The 15,546-nt window shown below is 65.4% G+C and carries 17 protein-coding genes; 9 read left to right on the top strand and 8 right to left on the bottom strand.

All coding sequences use genetic code 11. The features are described from left to right. Positions 1–18 precede the first annotated feature (18 nt). The 4 genes from cax to NLM15_RS21400 all read right to left on the bottom strand — a co-directional run bounded on the left by cax (position 19) and on the right by NLM15_RS21400 (position 4,103). The gene (gene cax / locus NLM15_RS21385; RefSeq protein WP_254124311.1) at positions 19–1,122 is read right to left on the bottom strand and encodes a calcium/proton exchanger; all 1,104 of its coding nucleotides are present in this window, start codon (positions 1,120–1,122) and stop codon (positions 19–21) included. A gap of 204 nt (positions 1,123–1,326) precedes the next feature. After that, positions 1,327–1,743 (bottom strand): cupin domain-containing protein, encoded by a 417-nt coding sequence (locus NLM15_RS21390; RefSeq protein ID WP_254119142.1) that lies wholly within the window; start codon positions 1,741–1,743, stop codon positions 1,327–1,329. Positions 1,744–1,793: 50 nt separating this feature from the next. Next, a complete protein-coding gene (locus NLM15_RS21395) occupies positions 1,794–2,537 on the bottom strand; it encodes an SDR family oxidoreductase (RefSeq protein ID WP_254119143.1) in 744 nt (247 codons plus the stop codon). Positions 2,538–2,813: 276 nt separating this feature from the next. Then, positions 2,814–4,103, bottom strand: coding sequence for an adenylate/guanylate cyclase domain-containing protein (locus NLM15_RS21400; RefSeq protein WP_254119145.1), 1,290 nt, complete (start codon positions 4,101–4,103; stop codon positions 2,814–2,816). Between the two features lie 252 nt (positions 4,104–4,355). Here NLM15_RS21400 and NLM15_RS21405 point away from each other — a divergent pair, with 252 nt between their 5' ends. Continuing rightward, the gene (locus tag NLM15_RS21405; protein ID WP_254119147.1) at positions 4,356–4,853 is read left to right on the top strand and encodes a cupin domain-containing protein; all 498 of its coding nucleotides are present in this window, start codon (positions 4,356–4,358) and stop codon (positions 4,851–4,853) included. 181 nt (positions 4,854–5,034) lie between these two features. On the opposite strand, the gene NLM15_RS21410 is transcribed toward NLM15_RS21405, so the two are convergent. Further along, positions 5,035–6,111: a methyl-accepting chemotaxis protein gene (locus tag NLM15_RS21410; RefSeq protein ID WP_254119148.1), complete on the bottom strand. Its 1,077-nt coding sequence runs from the start codon at positions 6,109–6,111 to the stop codon at positions 5,035–5,037. A gap of 283 nt (positions 6,112–6,394) precedes the next feature. On the opposite strand from NLM15_RS21410, the gene recJ reads away from it, so the two are divergent. The 3 genes from recJ (at position 6,395) to NLM15_RS21425 (ending at position 10,009) form a co-directional block, all read left to right on the top strand. Next, positions 6,395–8,236, top strand: coding sequence for a single-stranded-DNA-specific exonuclease RecJ (recJ, locus tag NLM15_RS21415; protein ID WP_254119150.1), 1,842 nt, complete (start codon positions 6,395–6,397; stop codon positions 8,234–8,236). A 64-nt stretch (positions 8,237–8,300) separates the two neighbouring features. Beyond that, positions 8,301–9,110 (top strand): SDR family NAD(P)-dependent oxidoreductase, encoded by an 810-nt coding sequence (locus tag NLM15_RS21420; protein WP_254119152.1) that lies wholly within the window; start codon positions 8,301–8,303, stop codon positions 9,108–9,110. 92 nt (positions 9,111–9,202) lie between these two features. Continuing rightward, positions 9,203–10,009, top strand: a complete 807-nt coding sequence (locus NLM15_RS21425) for an aldolase (RefSeq protein ID WP_254119153.1) — start codon at positions 9,203–9,205, stop codon at positions 10,007–10,009. A 6-nt stretch (positions 10,010–10,015) separates the two neighbouring features. On the opposite strand, the gene NLM15_RS21430 is transcribed toward NLM15_RS21425, so the two are convergent. Then, entirely contained in the window at positions 10,016–11,245 is a 1,230-nt protein-coding gene (locus tag NLM15_RS21430) for a lytic murein transglycosylase (protein WP_254119155.1), read from the bottom strand. 136 nt (positions 11,246–11,381) lie between these two features. Between NLM15_RS21430 and NLM15_RS21435 the strand changes: the two genes are divergently transcribed. The 3 genes from NLM15_RS21435 to NLM15_RS21445 all read left to right on the top strand — a co-directional run bounded on the left by NLM15_RS21435 (position 11,382) and on the right by NLM15_RS21445 (position 12,239). Continuing rightward, positions 11,382–11,642 (top strand): hypothetical protein, encoded by a 261-nt coding sequence (locus tag NLM15_RS21435; RefSeq protein WP_254119157.1) that lies wholly within the window; start codon positions 11,382–11,384, stop codon positions 11,640–11,642. Positions 11,643–11,715: 73 nt separating this feature from the next. Further along, positions 11,716–11,967, top strand: a complete 252-nt coding sequence (locus NLM15_RS21440; RefSeq protein ID WP_254119159.1) for a hypothetical protein — start codon at positions 11,716–11,718, stop codon at positions 11,965–11,967. Between the two features lie 83 nt (positions 11,968–12,050). After that, the gene (locus NLM15_RS21445) at positions 12,051–12,239 is read left to right on the top strand and encodes a hypothetical protein (RefSeq protein WP_254119160.1); all 189 of its coding nucleotides are present in this window, start codon (positions 12,051–12,053) and stop codon (positions 12,237–12,239) included. 6 nt (positions 12,240–12,245) lie between these two features. Here NLM15_RS21445 and NLM15_RS21450 read toward each other — a convergent pair whose 3' ends face one another. After that, positions 12,246–12,776: a MarR family winged helix-turn-helix transcriptional regulator gene (locus NLM15_RS21450; protein ID WP_254119162.1), complete on the bottom strand. Its 531-nt coding sequence runs from the start codon at positions 12,774–12,776 to the stop codon at positions 12,246–12,248. Positions 12,777–12,829: 53 nt separating this feature from the next. On the opposite strand from NLM15_RS21450, the gene NLM15_RS21455 reads away from it, so the two are divergent. Further along, entirely contained in the window at positions 12,830–13,309 is a 480-nt protein-coding gene (locus NLM15_RS21455) for a carboxymuconolactone decarboxylase family protein (RefSeq protein WP_254119164.1), read from the top strand. A gap of 21 nt (positions 13,310–13,330) precedes the next feature. Next, on the top strand, positions 13,331–13,834 hold the full coding sequence (locus tag NLM15_RS21460; protein ID WP_254119165.1) for a cupin domain-containing protein: 504 nt from the start codon (positions 13,331–13,333) through the stop codon (positions 13,832–13,834). Between the two features lie 91 nt (positions 13,835–13,925). On the opposite strand, the gene NLM15_RS21465 is transcribed toward NLM15_RS21460, so the two are convergent. After that, positions 13,926–15,527, bottom strand: a complete 1,602-nt coding sequence (locus tag NLM15_RS21465; protein WP_254119167.1) for a M23 family peptidase — start codon at positions 15,525–15,527, stop codon at positions 13,926–13,928. Between the last annotated feature and the right edge of the window lie 19 nt (positions 15,528–15,546).

Genomic DNA, 15,546 nt, shown 5'->3' on the forward strand with positions numbered 1-15,546 from the left:
CTATCGCCGCTGCGCGATCTAGACCGGGCCGTGCGAGCCCGGCGGGATCATGTAGAGGGTCATCGCGAAAATCGCGTAGATGAAAAGCAGGAGGGCGCCGATAAACCACGCCGATCGGCCGCTGTTGGTGACGAAGCATGTCACCACGGTCGCAATCATCACCATCGTCACCGCACCACGCCAGAACTGCAGATCCATGGGGTGCGGTCCGACGAGGTAGCTCAGCAGCACGAGGACGGGCGCAACGAACAGGGCAATCTGGGACGCACTTCCAAGCGCGATACTGACGCTCAGGTCGAGCCGGTTGCGACGTGCCGCGGAGAACGCCACCGCCATTTCGGCCGCTGCGCCGACCAACGCGACGACGACGAAGCCGACAAAGGCCGGGCTCATGCCCAGCGTCTCAGCGGCCTTTTGCACCGATTCCACGAAAATCTCGCTCACGAGTGCAACGAGCACGGTCACGACGAGCAGGGTTGGAATGGCTATCCCGATGGGCAGCACCGGCCCGGGCGTTTCGCCGTGATCGCTGCTGGCGAACAGCTCCTTGTGTGTCTTCAGTGAGAACAGCAGGCTGAGGCCGTAGGCCGCAATCAACAGGATCGCCAGGGCGGCGCTCAATCGTTGCACCGCGGTTTCCTTGCCGGCGAAGTCGAGGTCTGCGATGGCGGAGGGCGAGAGCAGGGCGATGGTCGCCATCAGCAGCAGTGCGGAATAGAGCCGGCCACCCGCCCGGTTGTACTCCTGTGTCGGATATCGGAGCCCGCCCAGCAGCAGGCATGCGCCGAGCATGAACAGCGAGTTGGTGACGATGGCGCCCGCGATGGAGGCCTTCACCAGCATGTATTCACCGGCCTGGAGGGCGGCGATCGCGATAATGAGCTCGGTCAAATTTCCAAGCGTCGCATTCAGAAGTCCGCCGACCGCATCCCCTGTCTTCTCGGCGATGGCCTCCGTTGCATGGCTGAGCAGGCTTGCCAGTGGAATGATGGCAATGACGGCCAGCACGAACAGCAGCGTGTGGGCGTGCGGCATCATCCGCTCGAGCGCGATCACCAGCGGCACGAAGACCAGAAGCCAGAGCAAGGGGGTGTGCCGGATTTCCTTGAGCAGTAGATTCATGCGCCGTCCCCTGCGAGAGCGCATCGAAGCTGCCGTGACGGCCGGGAATGAAGGTTGATCTAGCTCAACGGTTCTTTCCGGCCGGAGATGACGGCCGGGCCTTGGCCAAGCCCGGCGGACAGGCTGCCGATAGCCGGGCGGCACACGTGCCGTCCTGCCCTGATCTGGCAGTTCGTCGCGTCATCTGCGAGGCAATTGCGTCTGCTACTTCGCGATCGGCGTGACCAGGTCCTTGTCGGCCGTATCGACCACGAAGACGGCCAGCAGTTTCGCGGGCTCGGTGTCGCTGGCGTTGGCGCTGACAGAATGGCGGTCGCCGGGGCGTTCGAAGAAGTTCTCTCCCTTGTGATAGACCTTGGCGGGCTCGTCATTGACCTGACTGCGGATCGCTCCTTCCAGGATCGTCGCATAGATGAAGGCGGAGCGCGGGTGCATGTGGGCCGGCGAGGAGCCGCCGGGGCCATACTCGACCAGCACGCCCTTCATGCTCTTGCCCGGGACATTCGGCAGCGGCTGGTCGAACACGATCGACACTTTTGCCTGTGGTGCTGCCGGCTCGGCTGCATGGGCCGTCAGGACAGATGCGGTACAGACCGCAATTGCGATCATCAATCTGCGCATGGGATTTCCTTCATTGCCGTGGCCTTGGTGATGCGGGAGTGCTCCGAGCCTCAGAGATTCGCGAGCCATGTTGCGAGCGGGATTTTCCCGAGCCGCGCCTCGCCGAGCGGGTTCAGCGATGTGTCGTCGATAGGCGCGCCGTAATAGGGCGCCTTCGGGTCTCCGACCACCGGCCGGGCGTCGCCGGATGCCTTCAGGCGGCGCGCGATGAATTCATTGAAGGGCGCCTTCTCAGGTCCTGCGATGTCGATCGTACCGTTGAGCGGCCGGCCCATTGCGACCTCCGCGAGGCGATCAGCAACGTCTTCGGCGGCGATCGGCTGAAACAGTGCGGAAGGGACGACGACCTTTCCTTCGACCACAGCCGTGTCGGCAATGGCGCCGAGGAATTCAAAGAACTGGGTGGCGCGCACGATCGAATAGGGCACCGAAGAGGACTTGATGATGGTCTCCTGGGCGAGCTTGGCGCGAAAATAGGAGTTGTCGGGCGACCGTTCGGTCCCCACGATCGACAGCGCGACGTGATGCTTCACGGCGGCAGCGGCCTCCGTCGCAACGAGGTTCTTGCTTGAACGCTGGAAGAAATCGAGGACGGCGGCAGGCTCCCAGGACGGCGCGTTGGCAACGTCGACGACGACGTCCGCGCCAGCCAGCGCCGCAGCGAGGCCTTCCCCGGTCACGGCGTTCACGCCTGATTTCGGCGAGGCCGCCACGGCCTCATGGCCGTGTTGCTTCAGCTTCGTCACGAGCTTGGATCCGATCAATCCGGTCCCGCCGATCACGACGATCTTCATGGCATGTCTCCTCGGCATGTTGCGAGCGTGGGACAATCAGGGACAAACGGCGCCCGCGCTCTGCTGACGTGAGCCGGGTTTTACAGGAGCAATGGGGCGAGCTCTTGCCTGGAAGCGTTCTGCGTTGCCGAAAAATGCTCAAGATATCGCGTTGCGATGCGACCGGAATCGGTCAGGGGTCATTCCCTTGTGTCTTGAACGTTCGCCTGTCAGGCGAGACCACCGGCCAGACCGGTGGTCATGCCCGACGAGTCGAATGGCCAGCGTCCGCACCCGTCAATCGGCGGGCAGTCGCGAGCCGCCGATACGGTGATACTCGGCAAGGAACTGGTCATTCGGCGAATGACCATCACCATCGCGCGAATACTCCGTCTTCAAGCCATTGAGGAAGAACATGTCATGCGTGCGTTCGTGCTTGGCTTCGATCGGGCCGCGCGGCTCCAGCGCGAACAGTCCGTGGACATGGCCGGCTACGGTTTCCGACACGTTGATCCGTCCTGCAACTCCGAACGCCTCCATGAACCATGCGGTGTTGACCGCATCGCCCCAGATGTCGAAAGTCATCCTGCGCAGACCCACGACGCCCGAAATGACGGGGCCGGTGTGAATGCCGATGCGCAGTTGCAGCCCTTGTTCGCCCGCCGCTTCGTATTGCGCCTTGAGGCGATCGAGCCGGGCGCGCATCTCCAGCGCCGCCAGGCAAACGTCGATCGAGTGCCGCCGATCGGGCGATAGCACCCCGGCCACCGCCATGTAGGCGTCGCCCACGGTTTTGACCTTCTCCAGACCATACCGGGCGCCGATGCCATCCATGGCCGTGAAATACTCATCGAGCAGATTGATGAGGCGGGCCGGCTCGGTCCGTTCTGCCAGCAGCGTAAAGCCCTGGATATCCGCAAAAAGGATGGTAGCCGACCGCGTGTATCTGGGCTGGACTCTGCCGCAACGTTTGAGTTCGTCGGCGATCGGCGCCGGCAGGACATTGTGCAGCAGGGCCTCGGCGCGCGCGCGCTCGGTAGCGGCCTCCAGTCGCGCCTGCTCGAGCTCCCTGATTGTCCGGCCGTACTCGAGCAGCTTGCGGCGGAGCTCCAGTTGCGCCAGCACCTGATGCGACAGCATTCGCAGCGCTTCTGTCTGCTCGAACGAAAGCTGCCGCGGCTCGAAGTCCATCACACAGAGCGTGCCGAGCGCATAGCCTTCATCAGTGATCAGCGGCATGCCGCAATAAAATCGGCAAGATGGCGTTAGCGCGACCATCGGACTGTTATGAAAACGTGGATCCTGCTTCAAATCGGGAATGACGAGCAGCTCCGCGCCGCAGATCGTCGTCGTGCAGACAGCACTCTCACGTGGTGCGTCGGTGACGTCGACCGGAAGTCCATATCTCGCCTTGAGCCAGCGCCGGTCGTCATCGATGAAACTGATGTACGAGACCGGGCAGCCGCATAGTTGGGCCGCAAGCTCGGCAATTTCGTCGTAAGCAGCTTCCGGCGCGCTGTCGACGATGTCGAGCGCGTGCAGGGCCGCGAGCCGTTCTGTTTCGTTTGCAGGCGCCGGTGACGGCATGTTGGTCTCCGCGGAGGAGATCCTGAGACGGGTCGTTCCGCTCACCGATAGCGGGGCGGTGGACCATGCCGTTCATTTGGGAAGGTGCTGGACGTGCGACAAGTGCCGTTCCGGCCGAGACGCGGCCGGTTCCGCCGTCGCGCCAGTCGAGCAAGACAGACCGGTCTTCGTGCTTGGAACGTTATGGCGCAAGGTGAGTTCGTTTTCGCTGGAAGATAGTGCATCGCAACCCGATCATTGGAGGGAACTGCCATGAGCAGCGATGCAACCCGCAATTCGCCGTCATTGAGCACGCTCTTCCGGGAGCCCGGGGCCGGCCCCACGCTTGACGTGCTCGGCGTGACGCACAGCTACAAGGCCATGGCGAGCGATACCGGCCAACAATTCTCCGTGTGGGAATCGGTTGTGCCGCCGGGCCGTGGTGCGCCGGCGCATACGCACAGCCGCGAGGACGAGGCATTCTATGTGCTGAGCGGCGAGGTGCTCTTCGAGGTCGAAGGTGAGAGCGGTCCGTTGCGGCTTGGCACCGGTTCATTCCTCTTTGCGCCGAGCCATTGGCGTCACGGCTATCGCAACGTCGGCACGGATACGGCGCGTCTGCTGGTGTTCGCGATACCGGGCGCCGGCCTCGATCGCATGTTTGCCGCCTTCGATGAGCTTGGAAGGCGCAGCGGAAACGTGCCGTCTGTCCAGGCCGTCGCGACGATTGCCGAGCAGTGTGGTGTCGTGATCCATCCTCCGGCCGATTGAAAGGGGGAAGGCGCCAGAATCAACCGCGCTTTGCGACTGGTGCGCAGTTGCCGTGTTTCTGCCTGACGCGCCAAACGGTTATGTCGCGCGAGCGTGCATCGTGCCCCGTCCCGGAGCTACTTTGCATGGGGTTGTTTTGCAGATTTTTTGTTTGGCCGTGAACCAGACGGCCATTGCCGCCTCACGCCCCGCAGACGATCACCCCGTACCAGCCGAGCCCCCGATAGGTCTCGTAGCCCGGCGTCGCATGGAAGGCGACCAGCGCGCCGGTGCGGTCGTGGTAGAAGCCGGAGCGCTGGCCGTTCAGCGCGATCGACATGCGCTCGCTGAGGATACCCTGGCCGTCGGAAGCCGCGATGACGCGGAGGTTCGAGTCCACCAGCAGCACGCGCGCCTTGTCACTGTCGCCGACGCGCACGCCTTGCACGATGGCGCGGGCCTGTGCCTCCCAGTCGAAATGGATGGCGAGCACGCCGATCGGCGCGCCGTTGGCCTGACCGCCGGCGCGGACGCTGGCGCAATAGGTCGCGACCTGCGCATTGCCGAGCAGGGGCTGGTTCTCGACGTCGCCGGCTACATAGTCATCGCCGGAGCGCAAGGTTCGCGCTTCGCGAAACCACTTCGTGTGGGCGACGTTCTGGCCGACGACGCGAAAGCGGTCGGCGCGGCCGTTGGCGATGACGTTACCGTCGAGGTCGCAGAGCCAGAGGTCGAGATAGACGGTGTACGCCCCGAGGATCACGCCGAGGCGCTGCGAGGCATAGTTGACCGCCGCCGCGGCAGGCGAGGCCGCGCAATCGACGACGGCGGAGTCGGTCGCCCACCAGCGCACGTCGCAGGTGCGCTCATAGAGGTTGCGGTCGATCAGCTCGACCGCGTTCAGCGACAGGTCGACCATGCGTTCGCCGCGCGAACGCTGGCTCATGCGGTCGATCGAGGAGACGAGGTCGCCGGTGCGTTTCGTCAGCTGGGTTTCGAGCTCGCGTGCGATGGTCTCGACCTGCTGGCCGACGCCGCGCACCTCTTGCGCGACCACAGCGAAGCCCGCGCCCTGCGCGCCGGCGCGCGAGCTCTCGATCAGCGCGTTCAGCGCCAGCATCTTCATCTGGTTGGTGATCTGCTGGATCGCCTTGGTCTTGTCGACCGCGATCTGGTTGACCTCCGCAGTCAGGCGATTGATCAGCGCGGAGATGTCGGAATCATCATCAGTGGGTTCGGTGGCGATCGGCTTGGCTTTCAGACCCAGCGCAGCAGACATCGGGGGACTTCCCTTGGCAATGAGGTCTGATCTGCAACGAACCCGGAACAACAAATTACAGATCGAATACGAGCCTTTTTCGAAGATTCCGCCTAACGCCTGCTTAATTTGCTGTTCCGCGGGTTGCCCAAATGATAGTCAGTCCGCGCAGCAAAGCGGCAATCCACCGCTTTGTGCGGCGCGGACATTGCAAATCCCGGGGGATTCCAGGTCAATCGTCATTGTCGGCCGATCGCCGCAACGCCCTGTCCGGCTCCCACGTTCCTCAAGCCAGTTCCGACTCATGACGCCGCCCGCCACCGCCTTGCCCGTCGAAATGCCCCAGGCGTTCCTGGGCGTGGCGCGCTCGCTCACCGACAAGCTCTGGCGCGACCGGCTGGACGCGCGTGGGGCGGCCAAGGCGCTCGCCATCGTGCAGCAGCACCAATTGCCGGAGCTGCTGGCGCGAGTGCTGGCGGGCCGCGGTGTCGACATCGATGCGGTCGCTGACTTCCTCGATCCGACCATCCGCAAGCTCATGCCGGACCCGTTCACCGTGACGGAGATGGAGGCCGCCGCAAGGCGGATCGCCGATGCGGCGGCGAAGGGCGAGAAGGTCGCGATCTTCGGCGATTACGACGTCGACGGCGCCACCTCGGCCGCGTTGCTGGCCTGGCACCTGCGGCATTGCGGGCTCGATCCGCTGATCCACATTCCCGATCGCATTTTCGAGGGCTACGGCCCCAACGTCGAAGCCGTTCGCGGGCTGGCGGCAAAGGGCGCGACGCTGCTCGTCACCGTCGATTGCGGCACCACCAGCATCGAGCCGCTCGCGGAAGCCAGGCGCCTCGGCATGTCCGTGGTGGTGATCGATCATCATCAGGCCGGCACGGAGCTGCCGGAGGTCGATGCGCTGGTCAATCCGAACCGGCTCGACGATCTCTCCGGCCTTGGCCATCTCGCCGCGGTCGGTCTCGTGCTGGTGACGCTGGTCGCGGTCAATCGCGAGCTGCGCCAGCGCGGCTTCTGGACCAGAGAGATGCCCGAGCCCGATCTGCTCGGCATGCTGCATCACGTCGCGCTCGGCACGGTCGCGGATGTCGCGCCGCTGATCGGGCTCAACCGCGCTTTCGTCGCGAAAGGGCTGATCGCGATGCGGCGGCGCGATCATATCGGCCACACCGCGCTGATGGACGTGGCGCGGCTCAACGGTCCGCCGGAGGCCTGGCATCTCGGCTTCATGCTGGGGCCGCGCGTCAATGCCGGCGGCCGCATCGGCCGCGCCGATCTCGGCGTGCGGCTTCTGCTGGAAGGCGACAGCGTCGAGGCGGCGCGGATCGCTGCCGAGCTCGATCGCCTCAACAGCGAGCGCCGTGTCATCGAGCAGGCGGCCGAAGCGCAGGCCGAAGCCGAAGCGCTCGCCTCGATCGGGCTGGAGGACAAGCTCGGCGTCATCGTCACGGCCTCCGAAGGCTGGCATCCCGGCGTGGTCGGTCTCGTCGCGTCTCGCCTGAAGGAGAAGTTCTCGCGACCGGCTTTTGCCGTTGCGCTGGAGCCCGGCGGCATCGGCACCGGCTCGGGCCGCTCCATCGCCGGCGTCGACATCGGCAAGGCGGTGCGGCAGGCGGTCGCCGACGGTATCTTGCTCAAGGGCGGCGGCCACGCGATGGCCGCGGGCGTGACGCTGCGGAAAGAGAAGCTCGCCGAGTTTCGCGCCTATCTCGAAAACGCGCTGGGGCAGGACGTCGCCGAGGCGCGCCACGTTAACGAGCTCTATATCGACGGCGCGGTGTCCGCGCGCGCGGTGACGACGGAGCTTGCGGCGACGCTCAACCGCGCCGGTCCCTTCGGCAGCGGCAATCCGGAAGTCGTGCTGGCGCTGCCTGCGCACCAGCTCGTCTATGCCGACGAGGTCGGACAGGCGCATTTGAGGCTACGCTTCAAGTCGGGCGATGGCTCGATCGTCAACGGCATCGCGTTCCGTTCGGTCGGCCAGAAGCTCGGCAATGCGCTGCTCGCCAATCGCGGCCAGCAACTGCATGTCGCGGGATCATTGTCGGTCGACCGCTACCAGGGCGCCGAACGCGTGCAATTCCGCGTCGTCGACGTCGCGCTACCGGACCAGGGGCCATCCGTGATTAGATAACGCAAGATCCGACGGTGTCATGCGGTAAAAATAATCCGCTCAAACAACAAAAAAAGGAGTGAACATGGCAGGGCAGGTTGAGGGCAAGGTCGCGCTGGTAACAGGCGGCGCTTCGGGTATCGGCGAAGCCATCGTCGAGCTGTTCGCGCGCGAGGGCGCAACGGTCGTCATCTCCGACATCGACGAGCTGCGCGGCCCTGAGCTCGCCAAGCGCGTGACAAAGGCCGGCGGCAAGGCGATCTTCCTGGAGCAGGACGTCACCAGCGAGGAACGCTGGATCGAGATCGCAGCCGAGATCGCAAAACGCTACGGCCGGCTCGATATCATGGTTTCCAATGCCGGCATCGGCATTGCCGTGCCCTCGATCGTCGACATGACGCTCTCCGACTGGCGCAAGCAGAACGCGATCAATCTCGATGGCGTGTTTCTCTCGGTCAAGCACTGCCTGCCCCTGATGCGGAAGACCGGCGGCGGCTCGATCGTCATGATGTCCTCGCTCGCGGGCCTGCGCGGCGCGCCGGGCCTGTCGGCGTATTCGGCCACCAAGGGCGGCGTGCGATTGTTCGCCAAATCGATCGCGATGGAATGCGCGGCCGCCGGCGACGGCATCCGCGTCAACTCCGTGCACCCCGGCATCATCGACACGCCGATCTGGGGCAAGATCCCGACGGGGGCGACTGGCGCCGGCCAGAACGCGCCGATCGACCCGGAGGAGCGCGCCAAGGTCGCAACGCCGCTCGGCCGTGCCGGCCAGGCTGCGGAGATCGCCTCGGGCGTGCTGTATCTGGCCTCCGATGCCTCGCGCTACGTCACAGGCAGCGAGCTCGTCATCGACGGCGGCATGAATGCCGGCGGCGTGCCGCGGCGGGCGTAGTCGACGCAGGGCAGGGTGGCGGGACGAGGGGCTGACGCTCGCGCGTCGCCCCTGTACAACGCCAGAAGCCGATCAAACGAGGTTTCCCTGCCATGGCGCACAGCCTGTCCCACGCCGCTTCATCCGCGTCCGCAACCGCCTCAGTGGGGTCTAACCGGCCGGATCTCGCCACCGACGCGATCCGCACCGCGCGCGAGGACCTCGCCGCCTGCTTCCGCATGGCGGCGCGCAACGGTTTTGAGGAAGGCATCTGCAACCATTTCTCGGCGGTGGTGCCGGGCCACGACGATCTCTTCCTGGTCAATCCCTACGGCTACGCCTTTCGCGAGCTGACCGCGTCAAAGCTTCTGATCTGCGACTTCCACGGCAACGTGCTCGACGGCGAGGGCGTGCCCGAGGCGACCGCGTTCTACATCCATGCCGAGATGCACAAGCGCCTGCCGCGCGCCAAGGTCGCCTTCCACACCCACATGCCCTACGCCACGGCACTGTCGATGACCGAGGGCGATCCCCTGATCTGGGCCGGGCAGACCGCGCTCAAATTCTACGGTCGCACCGCGGTCGACCGCGACTATAACGGCCTCGCGCTCGACAACCGCGAAGGCGCACGCATCGCGTCCGCGGTGGGGGATGCCGACATCGTCTTCATGAAGCATCACGGCGTGATGGTGCTGGCCCCGACCATCGCGGAGGCCTGGGACGATCTCTATTACCTCGAACGCGCCGCTGAGGTGCAGGTGCTGGCGATGTCGACGGGAAGGAAAGTTCTGCCCGTCGATCCCGCGATCGCGGCCGAAACCTACAGGCAGATGCGCGAGGGCGATTCCGAATCCGCGCGGCTGCATCTCGCCGCGATCCGGCGGCAGCTTGATGCGGAGGAGCCGCAGTACCGGCACTGACGCCGCCTAAGACCCCTGCCGCAGCTTCGCCAGCACCTTCAGTCCGCCATAGCCATCCGCGGGCGCAATCCCCGCCCGCTGCTGGAAATCCTTGACTGCCTTCATGGTGTCGTTGCCGACGCGGCCGTCGGTGCCGCCGGTGTCGAAACCGGCTTTGGTCAGCCGCGTCTGCATCTCCTGCACCTCGGCCAGCGTCAGCGCGCGCTCGGAGCCGGGGAAAGGCTGGATGAAGGGCGGCGCGCCGAGGCAGCGATCGCCGAGATGGCAGATCGCCAGCGCATAGTTCATCGAGGGATTGTAGCTCTTCACCGAGTAGAAGTTCGGTCCGAGCAGAAAGGTCGGCCCGCCTGCGACGGGCGTCCACATCTGCGCGGATGCGTTCGGTTGCGGGAACGGCTGGCCGTCCGCGCGGGTGACGCCCGCCGCCTGCCACGCCGCGTAAGTCCGGCTGCCACTCATGTTGCCGGACGCGCGCACCTCGTAGCCCCAGTGCTCGCCGCGATGCCACTTGCCGCGATTGACGAGGTATTTTGCGGTCGATCCCAATGCGTCGTCGGGCTTGCCGAACGGCGAGACCTTGCCGTCGCCGTCATAGTCGATTCCGACATTGAGCCAGACCTCCGGCATCCATTGCGAATGGCCCATCGCGCCGGCCCAGGATCCCTGCATCTGCTCCGGCGTGCTCCAGCCCTTGTCGACGATGCGCAGCGCGTTGATCAGCTCGGTTTCCCAATAGGCCTTGCGGCGCGGCTCGTTCCAGGCGAGCGCGGCGAGCGAGGGGAATACCGGCGTCATGTGGTTCTGCTGCACCAGCGGATCGCCATAGGCGGATTCCACGCCCCACAGCGCCAGCAGCGTGCCGCGCTCGACGCCGAAATCACGCTCGATGCGCGCGAGCAGCGCCTCGTTGTTCTTCAGCGCGATCTTGCCGTTGATGATGCGCCAGTCGGAAACGCGGCGGTTGATGTATTGCCAGACCTGCTCGTGGAATTCGGGCTGGTTGCGCATCTGCTTGAACACGCTCATGTCAGGCTCGACCCGCGCCATCGCGCGTTGCCAGGTTGCGGCCGAAATGCCTTTCGCCATGGCGCGTGCACGAAAGCCCTCGCGCCATTCGTCGAAGCCCGGAGGCGCGGCGAGGAGCTGCGTGGGGAATGCGACGAGTGCGGCTGCGCCGAGCGAGGATCGAAGCAGGGCGCGGCGGCTGTGACCGGCAGAGGAATCAGCGTGTTTCATGGACCCATTCTAGCGGGAAACAGGGTCCCTGTGAGCCAGTTCCTGGAACACCGGGATGAGGCCATTGCCGCCGCGTTCCGCCGGAACAAAGTGTCGCAGTCCCGCATTCCCTCCGCATACACTGGAGGATGAGAGAATGAAAAAAGTTCTGTTTGCGGCCGCCATGGTCACAGCCATCGCCGCGCCTGCATTCGCCGACGAAGTCGGCGTTCACGTCGGTCCGGTTGGTGCCGGCGTGACGGTCGGACAGTCCCATGAATATCGTGAGCGGGACCGCGATCGCGACCGCACCACGGTCATCAAGGAGCGCGAGCCCGCCGACCGCACCACGGTGATCAAGAAGGAAGATGAATTCGGCAATCGCAGCAAGACCGTGATTCATCACGACAACGACTGACGGAGCAGGGCCCCGGCTGATCGCCGGGGCCTGCCTTCCGCACCCAGTCTGCTCATCGAAAAGTCGGGGTGGAATGAAGATACGCGCACATGCGGAGAGCCATGTCGTCGAACTCGACGACGGTTCGCAATGGCAGATTTATCCCGGCGATCTCGCGACCACGCTGAGCTGGAAGCCCGAAACAGATTTGCACCTGGAGCCGAGCGGCGACCGGGTGAGTTCGCATGTGCTGGTCAATGCCGCGGATCAAAGCCGCGTGCGCGTGATCGCAGCGAGCGAGACCTGGCCGGACGGCGAGGTTAAGAAAGCTTTGAAAGACGGCTAGGCGTCTTTCCGCCTGTCCGATATCCCCGATTTTAAGCCAGTCACTTTACGGTCGGTTCGCTTCCGCCTGCGCAGAATAGTCGCATGCGGGGGCTGTTCGACATCATCCGTAGCAATCCCTGGCCGTTCGGCGCCGGGCTGTTTGTGGTGATCCTGATGATCATCGCCGAGAACTTTGGCCGTGGCATTCAGGGCGACGGCGCCGTCAGCGATTTCTCGGACGGCGATGGAGGCGACGGCGGCTGCGGTGGGGACGGAGGCGGCGGCGACTAGAGCCGGCTAGTCCTCCTGCAAATCGGCGGCGATGCCGGCGAGCCAGCGCCGGATCGCGGTTTCTGCCTTGGCGTCCAGGCTTGCGGCAAGGCGCTTCTCCAGCGCGATCACGCGCTCCCTGCATGCCTTCAACAACGTCGCTCCCCGCGGCGTCAGCGCCCATTGCTGGATCCGGCCATGAACCGGATGAGGCGTCATCACGATCGCACCGTCGCGCTCGAGGTTGCGAATGATCACGCCGACCGTCTGCGGGGTCAGGAAGGTGAGCCGGGCGACGTCGGCGCCCGAGAGACCCGGATAGGCGTTCAGCATCGTCAGCACGGCGAATTGCGGCGACGTCACGCCGAGATCGGCGAGCGTCCGCTCCATCGTCAGGCGGACAGCGGCGTGGGCCTGGCGCAGCAGATAGCCGAGATAGCCCTGCTCGCCGCGCTTGCCTTCTCCGGGCGCGGGCACGCGAACGGCAACGTCCTCGGCGGGCGCGGTCGTCCTGCGCGAGGCTTTCGATTTCGTGAGGGCCGCGGCCTTGCGTGCCATGTAAGAGCTCTTATAAGATGTAAGCAGTCTTACAATACACGAGGTGAACCGCGATGTCACACGCCCGCAGCGAATACGAGGATTTCAAGACAATCGCGCCCGATGTGTACGAGCTGGTGCTGGCGCTGGGCCAGGTGGCGGCCAAGGCGGGCCTCGACAAGCAGCTCCTGGAGCTGGTCAAGCTGCGGGCCTCGCAGATCAACGGCTGCGCCTTCTGCGTACAGCATCACATCCTGTTCTCGGAGCGCATCGGCGTTCCCGTGGACAAGCTGAACCTAGTCGCGGTGTGGCGCGAAGCGCCGGTCTTTTCCGCGCGCGAGCGTGCCGCGCTGGCCTGGGCCGAGGCGCTGACATTCCTGCCCGACGGCGTCAGCGAGGCGGTCTATGCCGAGGCTTCCGGTGAATTCTCCGAGACCGAGCTGACGTACCTGACCTCGGCGGTCGCCTCGATCAACGTCTGGAACCGTTTTGGCGCGGCATTCCGCTGGACGCCGGCGAAGCGGCCGGCCGCAGCGAATGCCGCTGCATCCTGATTGCAACGAAGGGAGGTTGTCATGACTGCAATGAGTTTGGCCACCACGCAGCGCCCGGTGCCTTCGCGTTCGATGGCGCTGGCCGTCGTCGGCGGGCTCGCCTGCGCGCTTGCGATCGGCAAGGCGCTGCCGGTGACGATGGACACGATATCAGGCGCGCTCGCGCCGCTCTGCGCCACGGCCGCGGAGAGCTCACCACTCGACAAGGTCGAGCCGATCGGCTCCTACGCATTGCCGAACGTGCCGGGCAAGCGCGTCACCATCGTGCGCGTGTTCTACGGTCCGGGCGGGTTCTCGCGGCCGCACCGGCACGCAGGCTCGGTGACGGCTTACATCACCAAGGGCGAGATCCGCTCCCAGCTCGGCGGCGGTCCGGTCGAGACGTTTGGCGTCGGCCAGTCCTTCTTCGAGCCGCCGGGCTCGACCCATCTGGTGTCGGCGAATGCGAGCACGACGGAGCCCGCGGAATTGATCGCGGTGTTCGTGGCGGATGAGGGCGCACAGCTGACGACGCTGTTGGAGTGATCCGTAGGGGCTTGTAGCCCGGGTGAGCGCAGCGATACCCGGGACGGTCCCGGATAGCGCTTCGCTCATCCGGGCTGGGGTCCGTCGTCCCTCAATTCTCCTCGCCGCTCGATCCCTCGCGCAGGTCCGGCTTGATCACGTCCTCCGGCAGCGCATGCGCCACCGGCTGCGGCGTGCCGGCGATCTCCGGGCCGACCTCGCGGCCGCGCGCGCGGATCAGGCGTTCATAGGCCGAGACCAGCGTGACGTAGGGACTGACCCAGATCCAGCCGTCGCGGGTAAACACCTGCACGTCGAAATGCAGGTGCATCGATGTGCCGGCGGGATGGTCGAGATAGTTGGAGACGACACCGATCTTCTCGCCCTCGGTGACGATGCGGCCGTTGAGCACGCCGCTGGCGGTCAGCGCCTGCGGGTTCATGTGCATGTAGCGGAAGCGGATATGCTCGGTGCGGCTGTTGACCTCGAGCGTTGCCGCCTGATCCTTGGCGCCGCGGATCACCATGGCGTCGCGCACCGCGACGACGCCCCGCTGCTTGGGATCGCAGGGTTCGCGGCCTTCGCCGGGCGGTGGGCATTCGGCGGCGCGGATGTCCTCGCCCTGGTGGCCATAACCGCCGCCGCATTGCCAGACCTCGAAACTGCGGGACTCGCAGAAATTGTCGCGCCAGGGATAGGCCGTCGGGCCGTCGCTCTTGTCGCGCTTGCCGTAGGATTGCGAACGCACGAAGGCGGGCGCCTTCTCGAGCGGAAAGCGGATCTGCGCATAGGCCATCACATCCGGATGGCCGGCTTTGTTGCGATAGCCGGTGTTCGGGATGATGTCGCCGCTCGGCCGGTAGGTGAAATCTGGCGAACGCGCCAACGGGCGATCGATGATGCTGGAGGCCGTGTCCGTGAGCGGCCGCATGCGCTGGCCGCCGGCGATGCGGAGCCCTTTCAGGAAGCGCTCGGCAACCGGATAGGCTTCCTTGCAGGCGAGCCGCCGCGGCTTTGCGAGGCTGTCGAGGCATTGGATGGAAACGACATAGGCGACGCCGAAGCGGGTGAAGGCGTAGCGCACATAGCCTTCCCGGATGAACCTGCGCAGGTCCGGATAGGTTGCCGCGAGCGGCTTGACCGGCTCGCCCTTGCCGCCGGCGGGATCGGCGACGTCGTAGACGAGCGCCGAGCCCGTGATCTGCACCTCGACTGGCCTTGCGTAGACGCGGCTCGGCATGCCGTCGCCGGCGCCGGGCTCGAGCGAGAAGCTGGCGCTGTAACCGGCGGGCCCGGAATTGAACATGTCGACGGGATTGAAATCGGCCTGATAGCGCGAGATCGCGAGTGTCCCCGGGGCGCCGTTGCGCTGCGCCTCGAGATACGCGGCAGCATCGAACGGCAGCAGCACGGGCACGGAGCTGCGGGCGATACCGGTGAAGAATTGCGATGAGACCGCGTTGAGCTGCACCAGCGCAGGCATCGCCCGCGGATCGTAGCGAGGCACCGAACGGCGAGGTGCGAAGATGAAGTCGCCCGCGACCGGGGGACGGCTGTTGATCTCGCTGCGGAGCTGGTCCAGCGCTGCGCGCCAATCGACGCGCAGGGCCGTGAGCGAAGGGCTGCGAATTTCATCCGCAGCGAGCGGCGTGGCAAAGAGGGGCGAAAACGCCGCCAGAAGCAGCGAGACGAAGCGGAAACTCTTCCCAACCACTGTCTCGCCCCCCGGCGGC

The organism is Bradyrhizobium sp. CCGB20 (assembly GCF_024199855.1).
Classification (GTDB): domain Bacteria; phylum Pseudomonadota; class Alphaproteobacteria; order Rhizobiales; family Xanthobacteraceae; genus Bradyrhizobium.